Origin of the sequence: Ramlibacter humi, assembly GCF_004681975.1 — a bacterium.
Lineage (GTDB): Bacteria > Pseudomonadota > Gammaproteobacteria > Burkholderiales > Burkholderiaceae_C > Ramlibacter > Ramlibacter humi.
Map to the genome: position 1 here is coordinate 162,245 of NZ_SMLK01000002.1, position 23,848 is coordinate 186,092.

At 69.0% G+C, this 23,848-nt stretch carries 25 protein-coding genes and 1 tRNA gene; 14 read left to right on the forward strand and 12 right to left on the reverse strand.

The window, feature by feature from the left end; all coding sequences use genetic code 11:
- Positions 1 to 28 precede the first annotated feature (28 nt).
- Entirely contained in the window at positions 29 to 1,222 is a 1,194-nt protein-coding gene (locus tag EZ216_RS08155; protein WP_135249254.1) for a M20 aminoacylase family protein, read from the forward strand.
- 25 nt (positions 1,223 to 1,247) lie between these two features.
- Complete coding sequence (locus tag EZ216_RS08160; RefSeq protein WP_135249255.1) at positions 1,248 to 2,207, forward strand: tripartite tricarboxylate transporter substrate-binding protein; 960 nt, start codon at positions 1,248 to 1,250, stop codon at positions 2,205 to 2,207.
- A gap of 19 nt (positions 2,208 to 2,226) precedes the next feature.
- On the opposite strand, the gene miaB is transcribed toward EZ216_RS08160, so the two are convergent.
- From miaB to EZ216_RS08180, 4 genes are all read right to left on the reverse strand, one after another.
- On the reverse strand, positions 2,227 to 3,603 hold the full coding sequence (gene miaB / locus EZ216_RS08165) for a tRNA (N6-isopentenyl adenosine(37)-C2)-methylthiotransferase MiaB (protein WP_135249256.1): 1,377 nt from the start codon (positions 3,601 to 3,603) through the stop codon (positions 2,227 to 2,229).
- A 5-nt stretch (positions 3,604 to 3,608) separates the two neighbouring features.
- Positions 3,609 to 3,992, reverse strand: coding sequence for a hypothetical protein (locus EZ216_RS08170; RefSeq protein ID WP_135249257.1), 384 nt, complete (start codon positions 3,990 to 3,992; stop codon positions 3,609 to 3,611).
- A 69-nt stretch (positions 3,993 to 4,061) separates the two neighbouring features.
- A tRNA-Met gene (locus tag EZ216_RS08175) sits at positions 4,062 to 4,138 on the reverse strand.
- 46 nt (positions 4,139 to 4,184) lie between these two features.
- Positions 4,185 to 4,964, reverse strand: a complete 780-nt coding sequence (locus EZ216_RS08180) for an enoyl-CoA hydratase (RefSeq protein WP_135249258.1) — start codon at positions 4,962 to 4,964, stop codon at positions 4,185 to 4,187.
- Between the two features lie 94 nt (positions 4,965 to 5,058).
- On the opposite strand from EZ216_RS08180, the gene EZ216_RS08185 reads away from it, so the two are divergent.
- The 3 genes from EZ216_RS08185 to paaK are packed head-to-tail and all read left to right on the forward strand — an operon-like array spanning position 5,059 to position 7,596.
- Positions 5,059 to 5,862, forward strand: coding sequence for an enoyl-CoA hydratase-related protein (locus EZ216_RS08185; protein WP_135249259.1), 804 nt, complete (start codon positions 5,059 to 5,061; stop codon positions 5,860 to 5,862).
- Positions 5,862 to 6,296, forward strand: coding sequence for a hydroxyphenylacetyl-CoA thioesterase PaaI (paaI, locus tag EZ216_RS08190; protein ID WP_135249260.1), 435 nt, complete (start codon positions 5,862 to 5,864; stop codon positions 6,294 to 6,296). The genes EZ216_RS08185 and paaI overlap by 1 nt, the downstream gene beginning before the upstream one ends.
- 1 nt (position 6,297) lies before the next feature.
- Entirely contained in the window at positions 6,298 to 7,596 is a 1,299-nt protein-coding gene (paaK, locus tag EZ216_RS08195) for a phenylacetate--CoA ligase PaaK (RefSeq protein ID WP_135249261.1), read from the forward strand.
- Positions 7,597 to 7,656: 60 nt separating this feature from the next.
- On the opposite strand, the gene EZ216_RS08200 is transcribed toward paaK, so the two are convergent.
- From EZ216_RS08200 to EZ216_RS08215, 4 genes are read right to left on the reverse strand one after another with little or no spacing between them, the layout of a single operon-like run.
- Positions 7,657 to 8,772, reverse strand: coding sequence for a DUF3108 domain-containing protein (locus EZ216_RS08200; protein ID WP_135249262.1), 1,116 nt, complete (start codon positions 8,770 to 8,772; stop codon positions 7,657 to 7,659).
- Entirely contained in the window at positions 8,751 to 10,514 is a 1,764-nt protein-coding gene (locus EZ216_RS08205) for a M61 family metallopeptidase (RefSeq protein WP_135249263.1), read from the reverse strand. The genes EZ216_RS08200 and EZ216_RS08205 overlap by 22 nt, the downstream gene beginning before the upstream one ends.
- Positions 10,511 to 11,233 carry a DsbC family protein gene (locus EZ216_RS08210; protein ID WP_135249264.1) on the reverse strand — a complete coding sequence of 241 codons (723 nt, stop codon included), beginning with the start codon at positions 11,231 to 11,233 and terminating at the stop codon, positions 10,511 to 10,513. The genes EZ216_RS08205 and EZ216_RS08210 overlap by 4 nt, the downstream gene beginning before the upstream one ends.
- A 29-nt stretch (positions 11,234 to 11,262) precedes the next feature.
- Positions 11,263 to 12,357 carry an FAD-dependent monooxygenase gene (locus tag EZ216_RS08215; protein ID WP_135249265.1) on the reverse strand — a complete coding sequence of 365 codons (1,095 nt, stop codon included), beginning with the start codon at positions 12,355 to 12,357 and terminating at the stop codon, positions 11,263 to 11,265.
- A gap of 67 nt (positions 12,358 to 12,424) precedes the next feature.
- On the opposite strand from EZ216_RS08215, the gene EZ216_RS08220 reads away from it, so the two are divergent.
- The gene (locus EZ216_RS08220) at positions 12,425 to 13,282 is read left to right on the forward strand and encodes an MOSC domain-containing protein (RefSeq protein ID WP_135249266.1); all 858 of its coding nucleotides are present in this window, start codon (positions 12,425 to 12,427) and stop codon (positions 13,280 to 13,282) included.
- Here the strand turns inward: EZ216_RS08220 and EZ216_RS08225 are convergent.
- On the reverse strand, positions 13,257 to 15,095 hold the full coding sequence (locus EZ216_RS08225; protein WP_135249267.1) for a sensor domain-containing diguanylate cyclase: 1,839 nt from the start codon (positions 15,093 to 15,095) through the stop codon (positions 13,257 to 13,259). The two genes, EZ216_RS08220 and EZ216_RS08225, sit on opposite strands and share 26 nt — an antisense overlap.
- Before the next feature lie 31 nt (positions 15,096 to 15,126).
- Here EZ216_RS08225 and ychF point away from each other — a divergent pair, with 31 nt between their 5' ends.
- Positions 15,127 to 16,221 carry a redox-regulated ATPase YchF gene (gene ychF, locus EZ216_RS08230; protein ID WP_135249268.1) on the forward strand — a complete coding sequence of 365 codons (1,095 nt, stop codon included), beginning with the start codon at positions 15,127 to 15,129 and terminating at the stop codon, positions 16,219 to 16,221.
- Positions 16,222 to 16,242: 21 nt separating this feature from the next.
- Here ychF and EZ216_RS08235 read toward each other — a convergent pair whose 3' ends face one another.
- The gene (locus tag EZ216_RS08235) at positions 16,243 to 16,734 is read right to left on the reverse strand and encodes a YqaA family protein (RefSeq protein WP_135249269.1); all 492 of its coding nucleotides are present in this window, start codon (positions 16,732 to 16,734) and stop codon (positions 16,243 to 16,245) included.
- A 132-nt stretch (positions 16,735 to 16,866) separates the two neighbouring features.
- Here EZ216_RS08235 and dusB point away from each other — a divergent pair, with 132 nt between their 5' ends.
- The 3 genes from dusB to purH all read left to right on the forward strand — a co-directional run bounded on the left by dusB (position 16,867) and on the right by purH (position 19,807).
- The gene (dusB, locus tag EZ216_RS08240) at positions 16,867 to 17,910 is read left to right on the forward strand and encodes a tRNA dihydrouridine synthase DusB (RefSeq protein WP_135249270.1); all 1,044 of its coding nucleotides are present in this window, start codon (positions 16,867 to 16,869) and stop codon (positions 17,908 to 17,910) included.
- Positions 17,907 to 18,146: a Fis family transcriptional regulator gene (locus tag EZ216_RS08245; protein WP_135249271.1), complete on the forward strand. Its 240-nt coding sequence runs from the start codon at positions 17,907 to 17,909 to the stop codon at positions 18,144 to 18,146. The genes dusB and EZ216_RS08245 overlap by 4 nt, the downstream gene beginning before the upstream one ends.
- Positions 18,147 to 18,214: 68 nt before the next feature.
- Positions 18,215 to 19,807, forward strand: a complete 1,593-nt coding sequence (gene purH, locus EZ216_RS08250) for a bifunctional phosphoribosylaminoimidazolecarboxamide formyltransferase/IMP cyclohydrolase (RefSeq protein WP_135249272.1) — start codon at positions 18,215 to 18,217, stop codon at positions 19,805 to 19,807.
- 117 nt (positions 19,808 to 19,924) lie between these two features.
- On the opposite strand, the gene hemL is transcribed toward purH, so the two are convergent.
- Together hemL and thiD are read right to left on the reverse strand one after the other, a co-directional pair.
- A complete protein-coding gene (hemL, locus tag EZ216_RS08255) occupies positions 19,925 to 21,220 on the reverse strand; it encodes a glutamate-1-semialdehyde 2,1-aminomutase (protein WP_135249273.1) in 1,296 nt (431 codons plus the stop codon).
- Position 21,221: 1 nt separating this feature from the next.
- Positions 21,222 to 22,157 carry a bifunctional hydroxymethylpyrimidine kinase/phosphomethylpyrimidine kinase gene (gene thiD / locus EZ216_RS08260; protein ID WP_135249274.1) on the reverse strand — a complete coding sequence of 312 codons (936 nt, stop codon included), beginning with the start codon at positions 22,155 to 22,157 and terminating at the stop codon, positions 21,222 to 21,224.
- A 113-nt stretch (positions 22,158 to 22,270) separates the two neighbouring features.
- Here thiD and EZ216_RS08265 point away from each other — a divergent pair, with 113 nt between their 5' ends.
- The 4 genes from EZ216_RS08265 (at position 22,271) to EZ216_RS08280 (ending at position 23,840) form a co-directional block, all read left to right on the forward strand.
- Positions 22,271 to 22,423 carry a rubredoxin gene (locus EZ216_RS08265; RefSeq protein ID WP_135249777.1) on the forward strand — a complete coding sequence of 51 codons (153 nt, stop codon included), beginning with the start codon at positions 22,271 to 22,273 and terminating at the stop codon, positions 22,421 to 22,423.
- Between the two features lie 72 nt (positions 22,424 to 22,495).
- Positions 22,496 to 22,894 carry a response regulator gene (locus tag EZ216_RS08270; protein ID WP_135249275.1) on the forward strand — a complete coding sequence of 133 codons (399 nt, stop codon included), beginning with the start codon at positions 22,496 to 22,498 and terminating at the stop codon, positions 22,892 to 22,894.
- 24 nt (positions 22,895 to 22,918) lie between these two features.
- Positions 22,919 to 23,284: a response regulator transcription factor gene (locus EZ216_RS08275; protein ID WP_135249276.1), complete on the forward strand. Its 366-nt coding sequence runs from the start codon at positions 22,919 to 22,921 to the stop codon at positions 23,282 to 23,284.
- A gap of 25 nt (positions 23,285 to 23,309) precedes the next feature.
- On the forward strand, positions 23,310 to 23,840 hold the full coding sequence (locus EZ216_RS08280; RefSeq protein ID WP_135249277.1) for a chemotaxis protein CheW: 531 nt from the start codon (positions 23,310 to 23,312) through the stop codon (positions 23,838 to 23,840).
- Positions 23,841 to 23,848 lie beyond the last annotated feature (8 nt).

Here is a 23,848-nt window from a genome sequence, read left to right on the forward strand (position 1 = left end):
CGGCGGCGCGGGACTAAACTGCCCGCCCATGAAAATCGTCGACTCTTTCGCGGACGTCTCGCGCTTCGTCGCGCTGCGCCGCGACATCCACGCCCATCCTGAACTCGGCTTCGAGGAGCACCGCACTTCGAAGATCGTCGCCGACCTGCTGCGCGAATGGGGCATCGAAGTGCACACCGGCGTGGCCGGCACGGGCGTGGTGGGCGTCCTGAAATGCGGCGACGGCGCGCGCGCCATCGGCCTGCGCGCCGACCTGGACGCGCTGCCGCTGCAGGAAGAAAACCGTTTCCCGCACCGCTCGCAGCATGACGGCCGCATGCACGCCTGCGGGCACGACGGCCACACCACGATGCTGCTGGCCGCCGCGTGGCACCTGTCGAAGGCGCGCGACTTCAACGGCACGGTGAACTTCATCTTCCAGCCGGCCGAGGAGATGGGCAAGGCGGGGGCCCTGAAGATGATCCAGGACGGCCTGTTCGAGCGCTTCCCCTGCGAGGCGGTGTTCGCGCTGCACAACTTCCCCATCGGCAACGTCGGCGGCTTCGCGCTGAACCACGGCCCGCTGATGGCGTCGAGCAACACGTGGCGCGTCACCGTCACCGGCCGTGGCACGCACGCCTCGATGCCGCACACGGGCATCGACCCCGTCGGCTGCATGATCGACCTGGCGCAGCAGCTGCAAGGCCTGGTGCCGCGTGTCATCGCGTCGACCGAGCGCGCGCTGCTGGCCGTGACGCAGCTGCAAGGCTCCGATGCGCCGAACGTGATCCCCGACCATTGCTGGGTGGGCGGCACGGTGCGCACCTTCTCGGTGGAAGCGACGGACAAGATCGAGGAAGGGCTGCGCCGCCTGGCCAACGGCATCGCGGCGGCGCACGGCTGCATGGCCGACGTCACCTTCCGCCGCGCCTCGCCGCCGGTGGTGAACCACGATGCCGAGGCCGCCTTCGCCGCCAACGTCATGCGCGAAGTCGTGGGCGAGCGCATGGTCGACGAGAACTACCCCGCCGTGATGGGCGCCGAAGACTTCGCCCACATGCTGCGCGCCAAGCCGGGGTGCTATGCCTTCATCGGCAACGGCGACGGCGGCCACCGCCTGCCGGACCACGGGCCCGGTCCTTGCATCATCCACAACACCTCGTTCGACTTCAACGACGAGATCATCCCCATCGGCGCCAGCTATTTCGTGCGGCTGGCGCAACGCTGGCTGGCCCGGCCCTGAACCACCCCAAGAAGGAGCAACGACGATGACCTCCCGCTTCCTGCGCGCGATTGCCGCGCTCACCCTGGCCGCCGCGGCGGCCTCACCGGCGCTGGCGCAGCGCGTGATCCGCATCGTCGTGCCGTTCGGGCCCGGCGCCGTGCAGGACACGGTGGCGCGCACCTTCAACAACGAACTGGGCAAGGAGCTGGGCGCTTCGGTCATCGTCGAGAACCGCGCCGGCGCGGGCGGCACCATCGGCACGTCGGCCGTGGCCAAGTCCACCGACAACAACACGCTGGTGCTGGCGGCGGCCAGCCATACGCTGGCCGGGCACCTGTACAGCAAGCTCGACTACGACCCGATCAAGAGCTTCACCGGCGTCGCCAACATCGGCTACTCCGGCTACGTGATCGCCGCGCCCGGCAACATGCACGTCAACAACCTCGCCGAGTACGTGAAGGCGGTGAAGGCGCAGCAAGGCAAGCTGAACTACGCGTCGGCCGGCAACGGCAGCGCCACGCACCTGGGCATGGCGTACTTCCTGGCCAAGGCCGGCCTGGAGATGCAGCACGTGCCGATGAAGTCCACCGGCGATGCGGTGAACGAAGTGCTGGCCGGCCGCGTGCAGGGCGTCACTTCGTCACTGATCGGCGTGATGGGGTTCAAGAGCGACCCGCGCATCAAGATCCTGGCCTACACCGGCACGCAGCGTTCGAAGTTCATGCCCGAACTGCCGACGGCCGCCGAAGCCGGCGTGCCGGGCTACAAGTTCGATTCGTGGATCGGCGTGCTGGCCCCGTCCACCATGCCCAAGGCCGAAGCCGACAAGCTGAACGCCGCCATCAACAAGGTGCTGCAGGACCCGGCCGTGCAGCAGCGCCTGGCCAACATGGGCGTGGAAGTGGCCGGCAACCAGACGGTCGACCAGTTCCAGAAGGTGCTGAAGGACGACTACGAGCAGGCCGGCGCGCTGGTCAAGGCGTCCGGCGCGCGCATCGAGTGAAGAGGTTGAGCGTTCACCGTCAGGCGTTGAGCGCGGGGTCCGCGTTCTCCCTCAACGCTGAACCTGCAACGCTCAACCTCCCCACGACCTCGCCGCGCAACGAGTGCGGCAGGGCTTGGGTGATGGTGACGTCCACCATCTGCCCCACCAGCCGCTGCGGGCCGGCAAAGTTGACGATGCGGTTGCACTCGGTGCGGCCCATCAGCTCGGTCTTGTCCTTGCGCGAGGGGCCTTCCACCAGGATGCGTTGTACCGTGCCCACGCGGCTGGTGCTGATGCGCGCCGCGTTGTCTTCCAGCACGGCCTGCAGGTGCTGCAGGCGCTTGAGCTTCACCTCGTGCGGCGTGTCGTCGTGCAGCGCGGCGGCCGGCGTGCCGGGGCGCGGGCTGAAGATGAAGCTGAAGCTGGCGTCGTAGCCGACGTCGTCCACCAGCTTCATCAGCTTGGCGAAGTCTTCCTCGGTCTCGCCCGGGAAGCCGACGATGAAGTCGGTGGCCAGCGAGATGCCGGGCCGCACGGCCTTGAGCTTGCGCACCGTGCTCTTGTATTCCATCGCGGTGTAGCCGCGCTTCATCGCCATCAGGATGCGGTCGCTGCCGTGCTGCACCGGCAGGTGCAGGTGGTTCACCAGCTGCGGCACCTTGGCGTAAACGTCGATCAGGCGTTGCGTGAACTCGTTCGGGTGGCTCGTGGTGTAGCGGATGCGCTCGATGCCCGGGATTTCCGCCACGTACTCGATCAGCAGCGCGAAGTCGGCGATCTCCGAGGTGCCGCCCATCGCGCCGCGGAAGGCGTTGACGTTCTGGCCGAGCAGCGTCACTTCCTTCACGCCCTGCGCGGCCAGTTCGGCCACTTCCGCCAGCACATCGTCCAACGGCCGCGAGACTTCCTCGCCCCGCGTGTACGGCACCACGCAGTAGCTGCAGTACTTGCTGCAGCCTTCCATGATGGAGACGAAGGCGCTGGCGCCTTCCACCCGCGCGGGCGGCAGGTGGTCGAACTTCTCGATCTCGGGGAAGCGGATGTCCACCTGCGGGCGCTTCAGCGCCTGGCGGTCGGCCAGCATCTTCGGCAGCCGGTGCAGCGTCTGCGGGCCGAACACCACGTCGACGTAGGGCGCGCGCTCGATGATGGCTTCGCCTTCCTGGCTGGCCACGCAGCCGCCCACGCCGATGAGCACGCCCTTTTCCTTCAGGTGCTTGACGCGGCCCAGGTCGGAGAACACCTTCTCCTGCGCCTTCTCGCGCACCGAGCAGGTGTTGAAGAGGATCAGGTCCGCCTGTTCGGGGTCCTGCGTGGGTTCGTAGCCTTCGGCGGCGCCCAGCACGTCGGCCATCTTGGCCGAGTCGTACTCGTTCATCTGGCAGCCGAAGGTCTTGATGTAAACCTTCTTCATGGCCGTCACTTCCGCGCGCGCCAAAGCATGTTCAGGAGCTCGGCGAAGCGCGCGCCGCCCTGGCCGTCCCCATCGGTGCCGCCGAGTTGCGTGTACTCGTCCTCGGTCAGCAGCCACACCTCGTGCACGTTGCCCATGCCGTCGGGACGGTACACCACGGGCACCGTCTGGCCGGCCAGGCTGCCCGACAGCACCAGCATGTTGTTGGTGTCGCGGATGCGGGCGCCGGGCGACAGCCGCGCGGGCTGGCCGTCGAGCGTGGCTTCGGGCGGCGTGGTGATCGCCAGGCGGCCCGGCTTGACGTCGGCCGGGGCGTTGCGGATGACCGTCTGGGCCTGCGCGGCAAGCGCGGCCGTGGCCAGGAGGAGGGCGGGAATCCAGCGGTTCATGGTGTTGATCCAGAGGCTAGAAGTTGAAAGAAAAAAGGCACTGCCGGGGTGCCGGCAGTGCCTGGAAGATGGTGGCGCTTCACGGACTCGAACCGCGGACCTGTGGATTATGATTCCATCGCTCTAACCGACTGAGCTAAAGCGCCGAGAGCCCAAGATTATAGCGGAACGGGCGCGCGGCCGGGTTGCCGGCTAGCGGTGGCTGAACTGGGCCGGCCGCTTGGCCAGGAAAGCCTCCATCCCCTCTTCCTGGTCCGCCGTCGAGAACAGGGCGTGGAACAGGCGCCGCTCGTACCACACCCCGTCCGACAGGCCTGATTCGAAAGCCCGGTTCACCGATTCCTTGGCCGCCATGGCCGCCAGGCGCGGCATGTCGGCGATGGTGATCGCGGCGGCCAGCGCCTCATCCATCAGCTTGTCCAGCGGCACCACGCGGCTGACCAGGCCCGCGCGCTCGGCCTCTTGCGCATCCATCATGCGGGACGTCAGCACCATGTCCATCGCCTTGGACTTGCCGATGGCGCGCGGCAGCCGCTGCGTGCCGCCGGCGCCGGGGATGATGCCCAGCTTGATCTCGGGCTGGCCGAACTTCGCGTTCTCGGCCGCGATGATGAAGTCGCACATCATCGCCACCTCGCAGCCGCCGCCCAGCGCGAAACCGGCCACCGCGGCGATCACCGGCTTGCGCACGCTGCGCAGGGCTTCCCAGTTGCGGCTGATGTACTCGGTGCGGAAAACGTCCGAGAAGCTGTACTTCGTCATCACCGAGATGTCGGCGCCGGCGGCGAAAGCCTTCTCGCTGCCGGTGACGACGATGCAGCCGATGGCGTCGTCGGCGTCGAAGGCCTTGAGCGCGGCGCCCAGCTCGTCCATGAGCTGGTCGTTCAGCGCGTTCAGCTGCTTGGGGCGGTTCAGGGCGATCACGCCGACCTTGCCGGCTTCGGTGCGCACCTGGAGGGTTTCGTAAGGCATGCTGTCTCTCCTTGCGCGGGCGACTATACCCAAGGGAAAACATTGGCCGACCGCGCGGTCGGGAAATGTTAGATTGATCGCAGGAGACCCCGGAATGAGTGAAGCCAACGTCCTTTTCGAAACCCGAGGCGCCGTCGCGCTCATCACGCTGAACCGGCCGCAGTCGCTGAACAGCTTCACGCGCGCCATGCACCAGGAGCTGTGGTCCGCGCTGGACCGCATCGAAGCGGACAAGTCCATCCGCGCCGCCGTGCTCACCGGCGCGGGCCGCGGCTTCTGCGCCGGCGCCGACCTGGCGGAATTCGATTTCGCCGAAGGTCCCGACCTGGTCAAGCGCGCCGATCCGGGTCCCATCATCGAACAGGCCTTCAATCCCACGGTGCGCAAGCTGATGGCGCTGCGCGTGCCGACGGTGGCTGCGGTCAACGGCGTGGCGGCGGGCGCGGGCGCTTCGCTCGCGATGACGTGCGACCTGGCCGTCGCCGCATCCACGGCCAGCTTCATCCAGGCGTTCAGCAAGATCGGCCTCATCCCCGACGCGGGCGGCACCTGGTTCCTGATCAAGAAGCTGGGCCTGGCGCGCGCGATGGGCTGCGCCATGCTGGGCGACAAGCTCTCCGCGAAGGACGCGAAAGAGTGGGGAATGATCTGGGACGTGGCGCCCGAAGGGCAGGACTGCGTGCAGGCCGCGCTGGCGCTGGCCGAGCGGCTGGCTGCGCTGCCGACCAAGGCCCTGGTGGAAACGCGCCGCGTGCTGCGCGCCGCCGCCGGCAACGACCTGGACAAGCAGCTGAACCTGGAGCGCGACACGCAATCGGCGCTGGGTGCGACGCACGACTACATCGAGGGCGTCACCGCGTTCCTGCAGAAGCGCCCCGCGAAGTTCAAGGGCGAGTGATGACCCCCGAGCAGCGCGCCGCCCGCGTGGGCGAGGTGATGTTCGCGGGCGACCGCGCTTCGCGCGACACCATGGGCATGGAACTCGTCAGCTGCGGCCCCGGCCGCGCGGTGATGCGCATGGCGGTGGACGAGCGCCACCTGAACGGCCACCGCATCTGCCACGGCGGTTTCATCTTCACGCTGGCCGACTCTACGTTCGCTTTCGCCTGCAACAGCCACAACCGCAACGCGGTGGCCGCGGGCTGCAGCATCGAATTCCTCAAGCCGGGCCAGCTGGGCGACGTGCTCACCTGCGAAGGCATGGAGCAGGTGCTGCAGGGACGCCACGGCGTGTACGACATGAAGGTGACCAACCAGCGCGGCGAGGTGGTCGCGGTGTTCCGCGGCAAGAGCGCCGTGATCCAGGGCGCCGTGTTTCCCGAGGAGACCTGAGATGAACAGCTTTCCGCTCGAACCGATCGAGAAGGCCAGCGTCGGCGAACTGCGCGCGCTGCAGCTGAAGCGCCTGCAGGCCACGCTGGACCACGCGTACCGCAACTCGCCGGTGTACCGGCGCAAGTTCGACGAAGCCGGCGTGCACCCGTCCGACTGCCGCAGCCTGGCCGACCTGGCGAAGTTCCCGTTCACCGGCAAGCACGACCTGCGCGACAACTACCCGTTCGGCATGTTCGCGGTACCGCGCGAGAAGTGCGTGCGCATCCACGCGTCCAGCGGCACTACCGGCAAGCCGACGGTGGTGGGCTACACCCAGAACGACATCAACACCTGGGCGCACGTGATGGCGCGCAGCATTCGCGCCAGCGGCGCGCGGCCGGGCGACATGGTGCACGTGAGCTACGGCTACGGCCTGTTCACCGGCGGGCTGGGCGCGCACTACGGCGCCGAGAGGCTGGGGCTCACGGTGGTGCCTTTCGGCGGCGGCCAGACCGAGCGGCAGGTGCAGCTGATCACCGACTTCCGCCCCGACATCATCATGGTGACGCCCAGCTACATGCTGGCCATCGCCGACGAGTTCGAGCGGCAGGGCATCGATCCGCGCGAATCCAGCCTGCGCATCGGCATCTTCGGCGCCGAACCCTGGACCAACGACATGCGCCGTGCCATCGAGCAGCGCATGGGCATCGACGCGGTGGACATCTACGGCCTGTCGGAAGTGATGGGCCCGGGCGTCGCCAACGAGTGCGTGGAAACCAAGGACGGCCCCACCATTTGGGAAGACCACTTCTATCCCGAGATCATCGACCCCGAGACGGGCGAACCGGTGGCGGACGGCGAACTGGGCGAGCTGGTGTTCACCAGCCTCACCAAGGAGGCGCTGCCCATCATCCGCTACCGCACGCGCGACCTCACGCGCCTTTTGCCCGGCACGGCGCGCACCATGCGCCGCATGGAAAAGATCACCGGCCGCAGCGACGACATGATGATCGTGCGCGGCGTGAACGTGTTCCCGACCCAGATCGAGGAGCTGATCTGCAAGCGGCCGGAACTCGCGCCGCACTACCTGTGCATCCTCACCCGCGAAGGCCCGCTGGACTGCCTGACGGTCGCCGTGGAAGCGCGCCAAGGCCTGCCGCATGACAGCGCGGAAGCGCGTGCCGCCGCCGACATGCTGGCGCACGAGATCAAGACCTACATCGGCTCCAGCGCGGTGATCGAACTGCGCGCGGAAGGCGGCGTGGAGCGCAGCGTCGGCAAGGCCAAGCGCGTGCTGGACAAGCGCAGGCTGACGTGAGCAGGCCGGCGCTCGCCGGTCCTTCGCGTCATCCCCGCGCAGGCGGGGATCCAGTCATTCTCAACGCTGGTCGATCGCCTCGACCAGCAGGTCGATCGCCGCTTCTTCCCCCATGCGCACCAGGATGCGCACGGGCAGGTACTGCAGCGCGGGGGCGAACCACATCTCGGCGGTGATGTTGCCGCGCGGGTTGGCGATGGGGCGCGGCCGCAGGTGGAGGGCTTCGATGTCGCCCAGGTCGGTGCGCAGCACCTCGCTGTCGACCACGTCGTAGGTCCACAGGTCGATCGCGCCCGGCCGGGCCATCCACAGGCTCACCGCGCGGCCCACCTCCAGCTTCTCGCGGCCGCTGGCGAAGCGGTGGCTCAGTTCGACGAACTGGCTGGCCGTGTCCTGCACGCCGGCGGGTCGCTGCACCACGGTGCCGTTGGCGAGCACGACTTCGCTCTCGCCCATGCGAAGGCCGCGCGGCTTGCCGTTGCGAAGCTCCTCGTACACCTGGGGCATGAGCGTGGCGCCGACCTCGCCCTGGCTGGTCATGACCAGCGTGGCCATGAAGGTGACGTTCACTTCGACGCGCACCTGGTAACGCGCTTCCTCGCGCTGCCACAGCACGCGTGCGTCGCCGTACAGCTGGCCGCTGCGGAACCGGCCGCCCAGCTTGTAGCGCAGCCGGGTGTCGCTGGGCCAGCTGTCGACGACGGCCGTCGTGGTGCTGGCCGTGGTGGTGCTCGCGGCCACGCTGGGGGAAGGCGTGATGGCGGGCTCGGACGCAGGCGCGGCTGGTGAGGATGCGGCGGCGACGGGCGGTTCCGCCGGCGGCGAAGGTTCGGCGGCCGCGACGGGTGGCGGTTCGGGCGGTGATTCGGGCGCCGGTGGCTCCGGCGCGGCGACCGTGCGCGTGGTGTGTTTCGGCACGCTGGAGACGGCGTGCAGGCGCCCCGTGGGTGGCGCGGGCTGTGCGGCTGGAGCCGCGGAAGATTCTGGCGGTGGCGGCGGCGCGGTGGGCTGCAGCAGCCGCGTGTACATCGGCGCCACCATGGGCTTGAGCAGGCTCAGGTCGGTCTGCCAGCGCGAAAAGAAGTGCAGCGCCACGACGTGCGCCACCAGCACCGCCGCCACCAGCACCAGCAGCCGCCGGCGCGATGACGAGGTCAAGATTGCGGCGACAGCCATGGCTGGGCCAGGGCCGGCTCGCGCAGCACCAGGCGCCAAGTGGTGGCCGCCGCGGGCAACTGCAGTTCCAGGCGCAGCAGGCGCCGGTCGCGCGCGACCAGTGCGATCACCCGGCGGTGGCTGCCGGCGTAGAGCGTCAGGTCATCCAGCTTGGCCAGGCGCCAGCCGGTGCCGCCGACTTCCACGCCCAGCCACTCGTCGCCCGCGGCCATGCCGGCCTGTTCGGCCGCGCCGCCGCGCAGCACGGTCTTGAGCTTCACCGTGCCGCCGTTCTCTTCGCTGCGCACGCCCAGCCGCTGCTGCAGCTGCGCGGGTTCGTCCAGCGCGAAGATGCCCTGCTTCTGCAGCAGGTCGGCCAGCGGCAGTTCCTTGGTGCCGTGCACCCAGGCGGCGATCTCGCGCGCGAAGCTGCGGCCGCCCAGTTCCTTCAGCACGGCGACGAAGTCGGCTTCGGTCATCGGGCCGCCCTTGCAGCGCTGCCACAGCGTGCGCATCACTTCGTCCAGCGTCGTGCGGCCCTCGGCGCGCAGCGTGAGGTCGAAGCACAGCGCCACCAGCGAGCCCTTGGTGTAGTAGCTGACGGTGGCGTTGGGCGTGTTCTCGTCCTGCCGGTAGTACTTCACCCAGGCGTCGAAGCTGGCCTGCGCCACCGACTGCACTTCGCGGCCCGGCGTCTGCAGCACCTGGTTGATGGTCTTGTTCAGCAGGCGCACGTACGTCGCCTCGTCGATCAGCCCGCCGCGGCGCAGCAGCAGGTCGTCGTAGTAGCTGGTGAAGCCTTCGAAGAACCACAGCAGCTGCGTGTAGTTCTCGCCCGCGTAGTCGTAGCGCGCGAACTCGGCCGGCCGCAGCTGCTTGACGTTCCAGGTGTGGAAGTACTCGTGGCTGACCAGCCCCAGCAGCGTGATGTAGCCGTCGGTCATGCGCGCGTCGCCCACGCGGGGCAGGTCGCGGCGCGAGGCGATCAGCGCGGTGGAATTGCGGTGCTCCAGGCCGCCGTAGCCGTCGTCCACCACGTTCAGCATGAAGACGTAGTGCCTGTGCGGCGGCTTCTTGCGGTCGTGCCAGAAGCGGATCTCGGCGTCGCAGATCTTCTGCACGTCGGCGGCGAAGCGCTCGCTGTCGAACGACTCCGGCGCGCCGGCCACCACCAGGCGGTGAGGCACGCCCGCGGCCTTGAATTCGGTGCTCCAGAAGGCGCCCATCTCCACCGGGCAGTCGACCAGCTCGTCGTAGTTGTCCGCCAGGTAGGTGCCGAAGCCGCGCTTGCCGGTCTTCAGCGGCGTGAGGCCGGTGGCCGCTTCCCAGCCCGGGCGCGGCGACAGCAGTTCCAGCGCGTGCGGGTGCGGCTCCTGGCCGTGCACCCGCAGGCACAGGCTGGTGCCGTTGAAGAAACCACGTTCGCCGTCGAGCCACGCGGTGCGCACGGAGTTGTCGAACGCGTACACCTCGTACGTCAGCACCACCGGGCTGCTGGGCACGCAGTCGACCTGCCAGCTGCACTTGTCGACCTGGTGCACGGGCACCGCGCGGCCGTCCTGGCGCGCGGCCAGCTTCTGCAGGTTCTTGGAGAACTCGCGCACCAGGTAGCTGCCCGGGATCCACACGGGCAGCGACACGCGCTGGCCGGCGGACGGCTGCTCGATGGTGAGCGTGACGTGGAACAGGTGGGCGTGGAGGTCGGCCGCCTCGACGCGGTAATGCGCGCGCCAGGCGGGCCCCGAATGGGCGCGCGGGCTCACTGGGCCGCCGCGAGCCGCTGTTCGACCTGCGCGGCCGGAATGGCGCCGGGCGCGCGCGAACCGTCGGTGAACACCAGCGTCGGCGTGCCGGTGATCTGGTGCTTGCGGCCCAGCTCGCGGTTGCGCTCCAGCGCCGTGGTGTCGCAGCCGGGCGCGGGCGCCGGGGGGATGGCCTGTCCGCGCACCATCCAGTCCTGCCAGGCCTTGGCCTTGTCCTTGGCGCACCAGATGTTGCGCGACTTCGCCATCGAATCCGGTCCCAGCACGGGGTAGAGGAACAGGTGGATGGTGACGTTGTCGACCTTCTGCAGGTCGGCCTCGAACTGCTTGCAGTAGCCGCAGTTGGGGTCCTCGAACACCACCAGCTTGCGCTTGCCGTTGCCGCGCACGATGGTGAACGCGTCCTTGAACGGCAGCTCGTCGAACGTCACCGCGGTCAGCTTGTTCATGCGCTCTTCGGTGAGGTTGCGCTTGCCCTTGACGTCGATCAGCTCGCCGTCGATGACGAACCCGCCCTCGGCGTCGGTGTAGAAGATCTTGGTGCCGATGCGCACCTCGTACAGGCCGTTCATCGGCGTCTTGCTCACCTCGTCGATCTTGTCCAGGCGCGGCATGCGCTCGGCCAGGTTCTTGCGGATCGCGGCTTCCTGCGCCGCCGCGGGCGTTGCGAAGGAAGCGGCCAGCAGGAGCGCGGCCAGGGCGGAGAGAAGAGCTTTCATGTCGATCCAGTACTGCCAGGTTGAAGGCATCACAGCCGGCCCGCGGCCTGCCGCACCACCCATTGCTTGATCGGGCCGCTGGCGTCGAAGCCGCGCATGCCCGCGTTGCGGAACATCGCCCAGGCCGGGTGCGCCTGGGCGAACAACTGCTGGAGGCCGTCGGTGGTGGCGCCCATCGCCAGCACGTCGCCCTTGCGGGCCCTTTCGTACCGGCGCAGCAGCCGCGCGTCCCCGGCGGTGCGCCAGTATTCCCGTTCGTGCAAGACCTGCGCCAGCGCCCGGGCATCGGCCAGGCCCAGGTTCAGGCCCTGGCCGGCCAGCGGGTGCACCGCGTGCGCCGCGTCGCCCGCCAGCGCCCAGCCGGGGCCGGACCAGCGGTCGGCGCGCGCCAGCTGCAGCGGCCAGGACGCACGGTCGCTGCGGAGCGTCAGCGCGCCCAAGGCGCCGCCGGTCAGCGTCTTCAGCTGCTGCTGGAACTCTGCGGCCGGCGCCTGGCGCAGGTACGCCGCCCGCGATTCTCCGGCCGACCAGACCAGCGCCACTTCCTGTGCGCCGGCTTCGCCGCCCAAAGGCAGCAGGGCGAGGATTTCGCCGCCCTGGAACCACTGCCGTGCCACGTGCCCATGCGGTTTCTCACAGCCCAGCCGCGCGGCCACCGCGTGCTGCCCGTACGGCTGCACGTCGTACACCACGCCGAACTCGTCGCGGGTGGCGCTCATGCGGCCTTCGCACACCACGGTGAGCGGCGCGCGCGCCGGCTCTTCCAGCGGCGTGACGAGCGCCTGGTAGCGCAGGGCTTCGTTAAGCCGGTCTTCGAGCGCGGGCACGTCCACGATCCAGGCCAGCGCGGCCTGCGCGCCGGCCTCGAAGTTCACCAGGCCGCCCTCGTCCCCGCGCACTTCCATTCCGCGCACGGGCGTGGCGTGCGCGGCGTCGGGCCACGCGCGCACGGATTCGAGCAACTGGCGGGACGCGGCGTTGAGCGCGTAGGCGCGCACGTCGCGCGCCGGCGGGGGAGGGCCCTGCACCAGGCCCACGCGCAGCCGCTCGCGCGCGAGCAGCAGAGCGAGCGTGCGGCCGACGATGCCCGCGCCGCGGATGCAGACGTCAAGGACAGGCGCCATGCGGCGATTGTAGGAGGCGGCACAATCGCGCGCCGACCTCATCGACCCGACCTCCACCCCAGACGCCATGTCCGACGCCCAGCTCTCCGCCCGCATCGCCCGCCTGTTCGTGTACCCGGTGAAGTCCTGCGCCGGCGTGGAGCTCACGGAGGCGGTGCTCACGGACACCGGCCTGGACCTGGACCGCGCCTGGATGGTGGTGGACGCCGAAGGCGCCTTCGTCACCCAGCGCGAGCTGCCCCGCATGGCGCTGGTGAAGGTGCAGCTCAAGCACCATGAGGTGGTGCTGCGGGCGCCCGGCATGCTGGCGCTGCACCTGGCCGTCGACGCGGTGGAAGCGCCCGCCCGCGTCCGCGTCTGGAAGGACGAGGTGCCCGCGTACGACATGGGCGACGTCGCCGCGCAGTGGTTCACCGACTTCCTCGGCCGCCGGCTGCGCCTGGTGCGCTTCGACCCCGACCACAGGCGCCTGTCCAATCTGCAGTGGACCGGCGGCATCGAGGCGCCCAACCAGTTCTCCGACGGCTACCCGGTGCTGGTGACGAGCGAAGCTTCGCTGGCCGGCCTGAATGAACGCCTGGTGCGCGCCGGACATGCCGCGGTGGGCATCGAACGCTTCCGCCCGAACATCGTGCTGGCCGGCGTCGAGGCCCACGACGAGGATCGCGTGGACACGCTGCGCATCGCGTCGGAAGTCCCGGTGGTGCTGAAGCTGGTGAAGCCGTGTGCGCGCTGCCCCATCCCCGACGTGGACCCGCAGACCGCCGAAACCGGCCACGCGGTGCGCGATGCGCTGCAGGGCTACCGGAAGGATCCGCGGCTGGACGGCGCCATCACCTTCGCGATGAACGCCATCGTGCTGGAAGGCGAGGACGCGGTGCTGCGCGCCGGCCTGGCCGTCACAGGGGAGTGGGCGTTCGGCTGAGCGCTGCGGGTACGGGAGCCGGCGCCGCGTCCAGTTCGCTGTCGGCTCCGGGGCCGCCGGCCGATTCCGATTCCAGCGGGGCGGGCATCGTTTCTTCGGGCTTGAGGAAACGGATGGGCCGGCGCGTGCGCGGCGACATCGACGCGAGCAGCGCGCCCAGTTCCAGCGGCAGCTCGTCGGCTTCGACGGCGCGGTCACGCAGCAGCACGGCGCCGATGTGGAATTGCAGCGTCACCTCGGGCTTCAGCCCCTGCAGCGGCATCAGGCCCGCCGCGATGAGGCGCGCGGCGCGGTCGGTGACGACGGCGCGCGAGCCTATGCCTTCCATGATCAGGCCGAAGCGCGACTCGCCCACGCGGGCGACGGTGTCGACGTCGCGCACCAGGCGGCGCAGCTTGATGACGCTGCGCAACAGGCTCTGCTCCGCCACCGTCGGGCCCAGGTGCTGCTTGATGCGGGCGTAGTTCACCAGGTCGATGAACGCGATGGCCGCGTCTTCGCGCTCGCGCTTGTGGCGCGACACGACCTGGCGCAGGCGGTCGTGGAAAAGGTGGGGGGCCAGCAGGCCGGTCAGCGCATCCTGGCTGGACAGCGCCTGCTCGCGGATCTGCGCGCCGTGCCGGTCGCGCGTGCGGATGGACAGCGCGATCAGCAGCATCGGGACTTCGACCACGATGGCCGCGACGATGCCGTAGAGCGTCAGCGTGGACACCGGCAGCCAGCCCAGCAGGCGCAGCATCGCCGCAGTGAGGCCGATGGCCAGCGGCACGTACGCCAGCAGCACCCAGCCGCCCACCACGTCCTGGCGGCGCCACGCGAGCCACGCGGACAGCACGTTGAGCGCCGTCACCAGCGTGAAGTAGACGGCCAGCGCGTCCAGCGCCTGTTGCCGCTCGACGAACAGGTACGCCGGCGCGAGCGCCAGCCCGGCCCAGCCTGCGACCAGCGAGACGCGCGACAGGCGCGGGTGGCGGGTGGGCACGCCCGTGAGGTGGCGCACGAAGAGGATGGCCGCGCCGGCGGCGAGGAAGGCGGTGACGCCGGGCGCCTGGTCGGCCCAGGCGTTGGCCTGCGGCCACAGGAAGTGCGCGGCGACGCCGGTGTACGCCATCACGGACAGCGTGCTGAGCGCGGCATACACCGCGTACCAGGTGTAGCCGCGGTCGCGGTAGGCCCAGCTTTGCGCCGCGCAGGTGGCGATCAGCAGCAGCAGCGCGCCGAACGCGCCGCCCAGGACCATGTATTCGAGCTGTTGCTGCTGGCCGTGCGCGGCGTCGGTGGCCAGGCGCATCGGCACGCTGGTAGCCAGGGCGCTGCGCACCTGCACGTACACGTCGCGCGCCTGGCCCCCGGGCAGTTCCAGGCGGAAGCTGGGGTAGCGGCCGGCTTCGGGCCAGCGCTCCACGGCGATGGTGTCGCCCGCGGTTTGGCGGCGCCAGCCGCCGTTGCCGTCGCTTTGCCAGACGTCGACGCGGTCCACCAGCGGGTTGGCGACCACCAGCAGCCACTGCTGGTGATCGCCTTCGGACCGCAGCAGGCGCAGGCGCAGCCACAGCGCGTTGCCGGGCTTGAGGCGGTGCACGACGTCGGCCTGGACGGGCGCCAGCTTGTCGGGCGAGCGGATCACGTCGTCCAGCGTCGCCGTGCCGGACTCGTCGAGCCAGCCCAGCGCCAGCGGATCGGCGGCGATGGTGGGCGCGCCGTCGGCCAGCACCACGGGCGCGGGGCGGGACGGCGATGCCGCCGCGGCGGCGAACGCGAACAGCAGCCCCAGCAGCCATGCGGCGGCGCGGACGGCCAGGGGCCATCGCATACACTTTCCCGCTTGTGTTTCTGGAACTGCCATGAGCTTGAAGTGCGGCATCGTGGGCCTGCCCAATGTGGGCAAGTCGACCCTGTTCAATGCCCTCACCAAGGCGGGAATCGCCGCCGAGAATTACCCTTTCTGCACGATCGAGCCGAACGTCGGCATCGTCGAACTGCCTGACGCGCGCCTCGCGCAGCTGGCGGCGATCGTCCAGCCGGAGCGCATCGTACCGGCCATTGTCGAGTTCGTCGACATCGCCGGCCTGGTCGCGGGCGCCAGCCAGGGCGAGGGCCTGGGCAACCAGTTCCTCGCGCACATCCGCGAGACCGACGCGGTGGTGAACGTCGTGCGCTGCTTCGAGGACGCCAACGTCATCCACGTGGCCGGCAAGGTGGACCCGATCGCCGACATCGAGGTGATCCAGACCGAGCTGTGCCTGGCCGACCTGGGCACGGTGGACAAGACGCTGGCGCGCTCGGTGAAGGCCGCGAAGTCCGGCAACGACAAGGAAGCCGCCAAGCTCGTCGCGCTGCTCACCAAGGTGCAGGCCACGCTGAACGAAGGCAAGCCGGTGCGCACGATGCAGCTGACCGACGAGGAGCGCGCGCTGGTGAAGCCGCTGTTCCTGATCACGGCCAAGCCCGCGATGTTCGTCGGCAACGTCGACGAGAACGGCTTCAAGGACAACCCGCTGCTCGATCGGCTGCAGGCCTACGCCGATGCGCAGGGCGCGCCCGTGGTCGCCATCTGCGCCAAGATGGAAGCCGAGATGGCCGACATGAGCGACGAGGACAAGCAGATGTTCCTGGCCGAGATCGGCCAGGAGGAGCCCGGCCTCAACCGCCTGATCCGCGCGGCGTTCCGCCTGCTGGGGCTGCAGACGTACTTCACCGCCGGCGAGAAGGAAGTGCGCGCGTGGACCGTGCGCATCGGCGCCACCGCGCCGCAGGCCGCGGGCGTGATCCACACCGACTTCGAGCGCGGTTTCATCCGCGCGCAGACCATCGGCTTCGACGACTACGTGCAGTTCAAGGGCGAACAGGGTGCGAAGGACGCGGGCAAGATGCGCAGCGAAGGCAAGGAATACGTCGTGAAGGATGGCGACGTCATGAACTTTCTTTTCAACGTCTAGCGACGTTGAGCGGGCCCGCGCTCAGCTCGTGATTCCCGGCAGGCCGCCCGGGAACAGCTTCATCAGCACCAGCGTCATCACGATGTAGCGGGCGAGCTTGCCCACCAGCATCCAGGCCGAGCAGGGCCACAGGGGCAGGCGCAGCCAGCCGGCCACCGCGCACAGCGGGTCGCCCACCACCGGCAGGAATGAGAAGAAGCAGGCCTTGGGGCCCAGCCGTTCCAGCCAGTCGATGGCTTTCACGTGCGTGCGCGAGTGCCGCCACTTGTCGACGGCTTGGTGCGCGCCATAACCCATCCACCAGTCCACCATGCCGCCCAGCGTGTTGCCGACCGTGGCCACCGCGATGGCGGGCCAGAACAGTTCGGGGTTGAGCTTGAGCAGGCCGAACAGCGCCGGCTCGGAACCCAGCGGCAGCAGCGTGGCGGAGATGAACGCGACGAGGAAGAGGGTGGTGAGCCCGTAGTGGGGGAGGGCCAGCAGGGCCATCAGGGACTCGAGCCACTCTTGCATGCGCGCGGATGTTAAGCCAGTCAAGTCAGGCGAACCTGTAGGCGCATACGCAGTCGCGCGGCTGGAACCGCGGCCGGCGAAGGAGCCTACAATCCGTGCCTCCTTTTTCAGCAGCTCCTCGCCTTCCTTCCCATGAACATCGGCCCGCACGTCCTGGCGAACAACCTGTTCGTCGCGCCGATGGCGGGCGTCACTGACCGGCCTTTCCGGCAACTGTGCCGGCAGCTGGGTGCCGGTTACGCGGTGAGCGAGATGGTCACCTCGCGCAAGGAGCTGTGGAACAGCCTGAAGACGTCGCGCCGCGCCAACCACGAGGGCGAACCCGGCCCGGTGGCGGTGCAGATCGCCGGCACCGACGCGGCCATGATGGCCGAGGCCGCCGCGTACAACGTGGACCGCGGCGCGCAGATCATCGACATCAACATGGGCTGCCCGGCCAAGAAGGTCTGCAACAAGTGGGCCGGCTCGGCGCTGATGCAGGACGAGCCGCTGGCCATCGCCATCGCGCAGGCGGTGGTCGCCGCCTGCGAGCCGCGCGGCGTGCCGGTCACGCTGAAGATGCGCACCGGCTGGGACGCGGAGCACCGCAATGCCGTGCGCCTGGCGCGTGCCTTCGAGTCGGTGGGTGTGCGCATGCTCACCGTGCACGGCCGCACGCGCGAGCAGGGCTACAAGGGCTTCGCCGAATACGGCACCGTGGCCGCCGTGAAGGCTGCCGTGGGCGTGCCGGTGGTGGCCAACGGCGACATCGATTCGCCGCAGAAGGCGCGCGAGGTGCTGACGCTCACCGGCTGCGACGCGGTGATGGTGGGCCGCGCCGCGCAGGGCCGGCCGTGGATCTTCCGCGAGATCGCGCACTACCTGGCCACCGGCACGCTGCTGGCCGCGCCGCTGGTGGAGGAAGTGCGCCGCCTGCTGCTGGCGCACCTGGAAGACCACTACGGCCTGTACGGCGAATACACCGGCGTGCGCAGCGCGCGCAAGCACATCGCGTGGTACGTGCGGGGCCTGCCGGGCGCCCGGGCGTTCCGCGAGGACATGAACAGGATCGAGGACTGCGCGCAGCAACTGCGCGCGGTGGCGGGGTATTTCGACGCGCTCTCGGCGCTGGGCGACCGGATGCCGGCGGCCCGGCCGGACGAAGACGAAGAAGAAACGGCGCAGGAAACGGCATGAGCAAGAAACAGATCGAGGAGTGCGTCCGCAACAGCCTGGAGGGCTACTTCCGGGACCTGCGCGGGACGGAGCCCGACGGCATGTACGAGATGCTGGTCAAGGTGGTGGAAAAGCCGCTGCTGGAGGTCGTGATGTCCAAGGCCGACCAGAACCAGTCCCGGGCCGCCGATTGGCTGGGCCTGAACCGCAACACGCTTCGCAAGAAGCTGGTGGAACACAAACTGCTGAAAGGCTGAGCGCTCAGCGTTGAGAGTTCGGCGAGGCCGGCCCGCTCAACGCTGAACGCTCAACTCCGAACCTTCCTATGAACGCACTGCTTTCCGTCTCGGACAAGACCGGGATCGTCGACTTCGCCCGCGGCCTGCACGGCCTGGGCATCCGGCTGCTGTCCACCGGCGGCACCGCCAAACTGCTGGCCGATGCCGGCCTGCCGGTCACCGAGGTGGCCGACGTCACCGGCTTTCCGGAGATGCTGGACGGCCGCGTGAAGACGCTGCACCCCAAGGTGCACGGCGGCCTGCTGGCGCGCCGCGACCTGCCGGGCCACATGGCGTCGCTCAAGGCCCACGGCATCGAGACCATCGACCTGCTGGTGGTCAACCTGTACCCGTTCGAGGCCACCGTCGCCAAGCCGGGCTGCACGCTCGACGAGGCGATCGAGAACATCGACATCGGCGGGCCCGCGATGGTGCGCAGCGCCGCCAAGAACTGGAAGGACGTGGGCGTGGTCACCGATGCCGCCCAGTACGAGGCGGTGCTGGGCGAGCTGCGCACGGAAGGCAAGCTGTCGGACAGGACGCGCTTCGCGCTGTCGGTGGCGGCGTTCAACCGCATCAGCAACTACGACGGCGCGATCAGCGACTACCTCTCCAGCCTGCAGTTCGAGGGCTCCGTGCCGGGGCAGGCGCCCACGCGCACGCCGTTCGGCGCGCAGGCCAACGGCCGCTTCGTCAAGCTGCAGGACCTGCGCTACGGCGAGAACCCGCACCAGCAGGCCGCGTTCTACCGCGACCTGCACCCGGCGCCCGGCTCGCTCGTCACCGCGAAGCAGCTGCAGGGCAAGGAGCTCTCGTACAACAACATCGCCGATGCCGACGCGGCCTGGGAATGCGTGAAGAGCTTCGACACGCCGGCCTGCGTGATCGTCAAGCACGCCAACCCGTGCGGCGTGGCGCTGGGCAAGGACCCGCTGGAGGCTTACTCGAAGGCGTTCAAGACCGATCCGACGTCGGCCTTCGGCGGCATCATCGCCTTCAACCGGCCGCTGGACGGCGCGGGCGCGCAGGCGGTGTCGAAGCAGTTCGTCGAAGTGCTGATGGCGCCGGGCTTCTCGCCCGAGGCGCTGGAAGTGTTCAAGGCCAAGGCCAACGTGCGCCTGCTGGAGATCGCGCTGCCGCCGGGCGGCAGGACCGACTGGGACAACGGCCGCAACATGATGGACGTCAAGCGCGTGGGCTCGGGCCTCTTGATGCAGACCGCCGACAACCGCGAGATGACGCTGGGCGAGCTGAAGGTCGTGACGGCGAAGGCGCCGGCGCAGTCCGAGCTGGCCGACCTGCTGTTCGCGTGGAAGGTGGCCAAGTACGTGAAGTCCAACGCCATCGTGTTCTGCAAGGACGGCATGACGCTGGGCGTCGGCGCGGGACAGATGAGCCGCGTGGATTCCGCGCGCATCGCGGGCATCAAGGCGGCCAATGCGGGCCTGTCGCTGCAGGGCAGCGTGGTGGCCAGCGACGCGTTCTTCCCGTTCCGCGACGGGCTGGACGTGGTGGTGGACGCCGGCGCCACCTGCGTGGTGCAGCCGGGCGGCAGCATGCGCGACGACGAGGTGATCTCGGCGGCCAACGAGCGCGGCATCGCGATGGTGCTGACGGGCGTGCGGCACTTCCGGCACTGACGTTCGGACCCGTCCTCGAAAAGGAATGCGTCATCCCCGCGAAGGCGGGGATCCGTGGCTTCCGGATTCGAGGCGCATCGACGCCATGGATTCCCGCCTCCGCGGGAATGACGGCTCTCAGGCCAATGTCTTGAAGATCTCCGCCGCCGCGGCGACGGTTTCCGCGATGTCCTGCTCGCTGTGCGCGGCACTGACGAATCCCGCCTCGTACAGCGCCGGCGCGATGTACACGCCGCGGTCCAGCAGGCCGTGGAACAGGGCATTGAACTTCGCGCCGTCGGTCTTCATCACCTCGCCGTAGTTGCGCGGCAGCTGCGGCAGCAGGAAGAAGCCGAACATGCCGCCTTCGCTGTCGGCGGTGAACGGCACGCCGGCTGCGTTGGCCGCGCCGGCCAGGCCGTCCATCAGCGAACGCGTGCGGGCCGCCAGCGATTCGTAGAAGCCGGGCTTCGCGATCTCCTTCAGCGTCGCCAGGCCGCAGGCGGTGGCCACCGGATTGCCCGACAGCGTGCCCGCCTGGTAGACCGGCCCCAGCGGCGCCAGCTGCTCCATCGTGGCGCGCGGCCCGCCGAAAGCGGCCAGCGGCATGCCGCCGCCGATGACCTTGCCCAGCACCGTGAGGTCGGGGCGGAAGCCCGGGATCAGCTTCGCATAGTGCGCCTGCGCACCATCGAAGCCGACGCGGAAGCCCGTCATCACCTCGTCGAACACCAGCATCGCGCCGTGCCGCGTGCACAGGTCGCGCGCCAGCTTCATGAAGGCGGTGCCGGCGCGCACGAAGTTCATGTTGCCGGCGATGGGTTCGATGACCAGCGCGGCGATGTCGTGCCCGTGCTGGGTGAACGCTTCTTCCAGCTGCGCGGCGTTGTTGTATTCGAGGACGATGGTGTCCTTCACCACGTCGGCGGGCACGCCGGCGCTGGTGGGATGGCCGAACGTCGCGAGGCCGGAGCCGGCCTTCACCAGCAGCGCGTCGGCGTGGCCGTGGTAGCAGCCTTCGAACTTCACCAGCTTGTTGCGGCCCGTGGCACCGCGCGCCAGGCGCAGCGCGCTCATCGCGGCCTCGGTGCCGGAGCTGACGAGACGCACCATCTCCAGGTTGGGCATCGCGGCGCAGATGGCTTCGGCCAGCTCGATCTCGCGCTCGGTCGGCGCGCCGAAGGAGAAGCCGTCGCGCGCCGCGCGCTGCACTGCTTCCAGCACGGCGGGGTGGCCGTGGCCCAGGATCATCGGGCCCCAGGAGCCGATGTAGTCGATGTGGCGGCGCCCCTCGGCGTCCCAGAAGTACGCGCCCTCGGCGCGCTGCACGAAGCGGGGTGTGCCGCCCACCGCGCGGAAGGCGCGCACGGGCGAATTGACGCCGCCGGGGATCACCCGGCGGGCACGGTCGAACAACTGCTGGTTACGGTCCATCTCAATGCTTGGTGTCGGGGGCGGGCATGTCCAGGACCTGCAGGGCCTGCGCCTCCTCCTGCGTGAGCTCGCCGGGGTCGTCGCCCTCGGGCTGGGCCCAGAACAGGCGGTCGGGCACCACGTTGCCCATGCCGGGCCGGAAGCCCGCGTCCAGGCAGCGATCCAGGTAGGAAAGGGCTTCGCTCGTCGCGGCGGCGAGGTCGCTGCCGCTGGCGATGAGCGCGGCCAGCGCGGCGGACAGCGTGTCGCCGGCGCCGGAGAAGACGGCTTCGAAGCGTTCGAACTTCTCGCTGCCCAGCACCGACTGCGGCGTGGCCAGCACGTTGTCCAGGAACTGGTCGGGCAACGGGATGCCGCTGACCAGCGTGTAGGGCACGCCCATGTCGGCGGCGGCCTTGGCGATATCGCGCGCGCCCGGGCTGCGGTCGCTGGACCAGTCGGGCAGCAGCCACCGCCACAACGTGCTGTGGTTGCCCACCAGCACCGTGGTTTGCGGCAGCATCAATTCACGGAAAGCATCGAGGTAGGCGTCGATCTGTGATTCGTCCCACCAAGAAAGGTTGGGCATGTACGACACGACCGGCACTTCCGCATAGTCGGAGCAGATCTCGGCAACGACGGCCACCGTCTCGGGGCTGCCGAGGAAGCCGCACTTGAACACCTGCGCGGGCGTGTCCTCGAGGATGGCGCGCGCCTGCTCGGCGACCGCTTCCTCGTCGAGCGCGAAATGGTCCTGGATTTCCGCGGTGTCGCGGGCGTAGGCGCCGGTGACCACGGGCAATGCGTGTGCGCCAACAGAAGCGACCGCGGTGATGTCGGCAGCCAGGCCACCGGCGCCGCTGGGATCGCTGGCGTTGAACACCATCACGCACGCGGGGCTGGTGTCATCGCCTTCCTCGGCGCCGGCCTCGGGGGTGGGGGTGTTGGGGTTTGTCATAAGCCTGAATCATCCAGGCATCGGCACCGTGACGTTTCTCCGCAGGTGCCCTCGATACAATCGTTGCATTCTATTCGAAGCCCCTTTAAGCTGTGACTGAAGCCAAAACCTGGATGTGCCTGATATGCGGGTGGATCTATGACGAAGCCGCCGGCGCTCCCGACCATGGCATTCCGCCCGGCACGCCCTGGGACCAGGTCCCCATGAACTGGACGTGCCCCGAATGCGGCGCCCGCAAGGAAGATTTCGAGATGGTGCAGATCTAAGGGGGCCGGGGCAGTGGATACATCCGCAGACGATGCAGTCCCGGGGCAGTTACGAAAGAGGAGCAGCGTCAAGTGAGCACGAATGCGTTCAAGGTGCTGGTCATCGACGACAGCAACACCATCCGCCGCAGCGCGGAGATCTTCCTGAAGCAGGGTGGACACGAGGTGATGCTGGCTGAAGATGGCTTCGACGCGCTGTCCAAGGTCAACGACTACCAGCCCAACCTGATCTTCTGCGACATCCTGATGCCGCGGCTGGACGGTTACCAGACCTGCGCCATCATCAAGCGCAACGCGAAGTTCGCGAACACCCCGGTGGTGATGCTGTCGTCCAAGGACGGCGTGTTCGACAAGGCACGGGGACGCATGGTCGGCTCGCAGGACTACCTCACCAAGCCGTTCACCAAGGACCAGCTGCTGCAGACGGTGCAGCAGTTCGGCGCGCTGGCCGCGCAACAGCCGGCGCAATAAAGAAAAAAGTACAGGAGTTTCGCAATGGCGATCCAGAAAGTGCTGGTCGTGGACGATTCCAAGACCGAGCTGATGTTCATGACGGACCTGCTGCAGAAGAACGGCTTCGCCGTGCGCACGGCCGAGAACGCCGACGACGCGTTCCGCCGGCTCGGGGAGGAAAAGCCCGACCTGATCCTGATGGACGTGGTCATGCCGGGCCAGAACGGCTTCCAGCTCACCCGCGCCATCACGCGCGACCCGAAGTTCTCCGACGTGCCGATCATCATGTGCACCAGCAAGAACCAGGAGACCGACCGCGTGTGGGGCATGCGCCAGGGCGCGCGCGACTACATCACCAAGCCGGTCGACGCCGGCGAGCTGATGGCCAAGATCAAGGCGCTGGGCTGACCGCCGGAAGGCGGCAGCAAGCAACATGGCCAACCGCGAAGCCCTGCGCGAGCTCCAGACCCGCCTGGCCAACCGGCTGCAGGCGGCGCGTACCGAAGGACAGCAGGCTTCCTGGCTGGCCGTGGAAGCGGCCGGCACCCGCTACCTGTTCCCGCTCTCGCAATCGGGCGAGATTTTTCCCTTCTCCAGCGCGATGCCGGTGCCCTACACCCAGAAGTGGTTCCTGGGCGTGGCCAACCTGCGCGGCGGCCTGTACGGCGTGGTGGACCTGGCCGGCTTCGTCGGCCTGCGCGCGCCCGTGGCCCGCACGGAAGCCGGCCGCGCGGAATCGCGGCTCGTCGCGCTGAACGGCGCGCTCGAAGTCAACTGCGCTCTCCTCATCGACCGCCTCGCGGGTCTGCGCAACCCCGAGGCCTTCGCCTCGGCCGAGCAGCCGCCCGAAGGCTCGCCCCCCTATTTCGGCACGGGCTACACCGATGCCCAGGGCCAGTTCTGGCAGGAGATCAACCTGCAGGCCCTTTCCCAGCAACCCCAGTTCCTGAGCATCAGCGCTTGATGCATTCC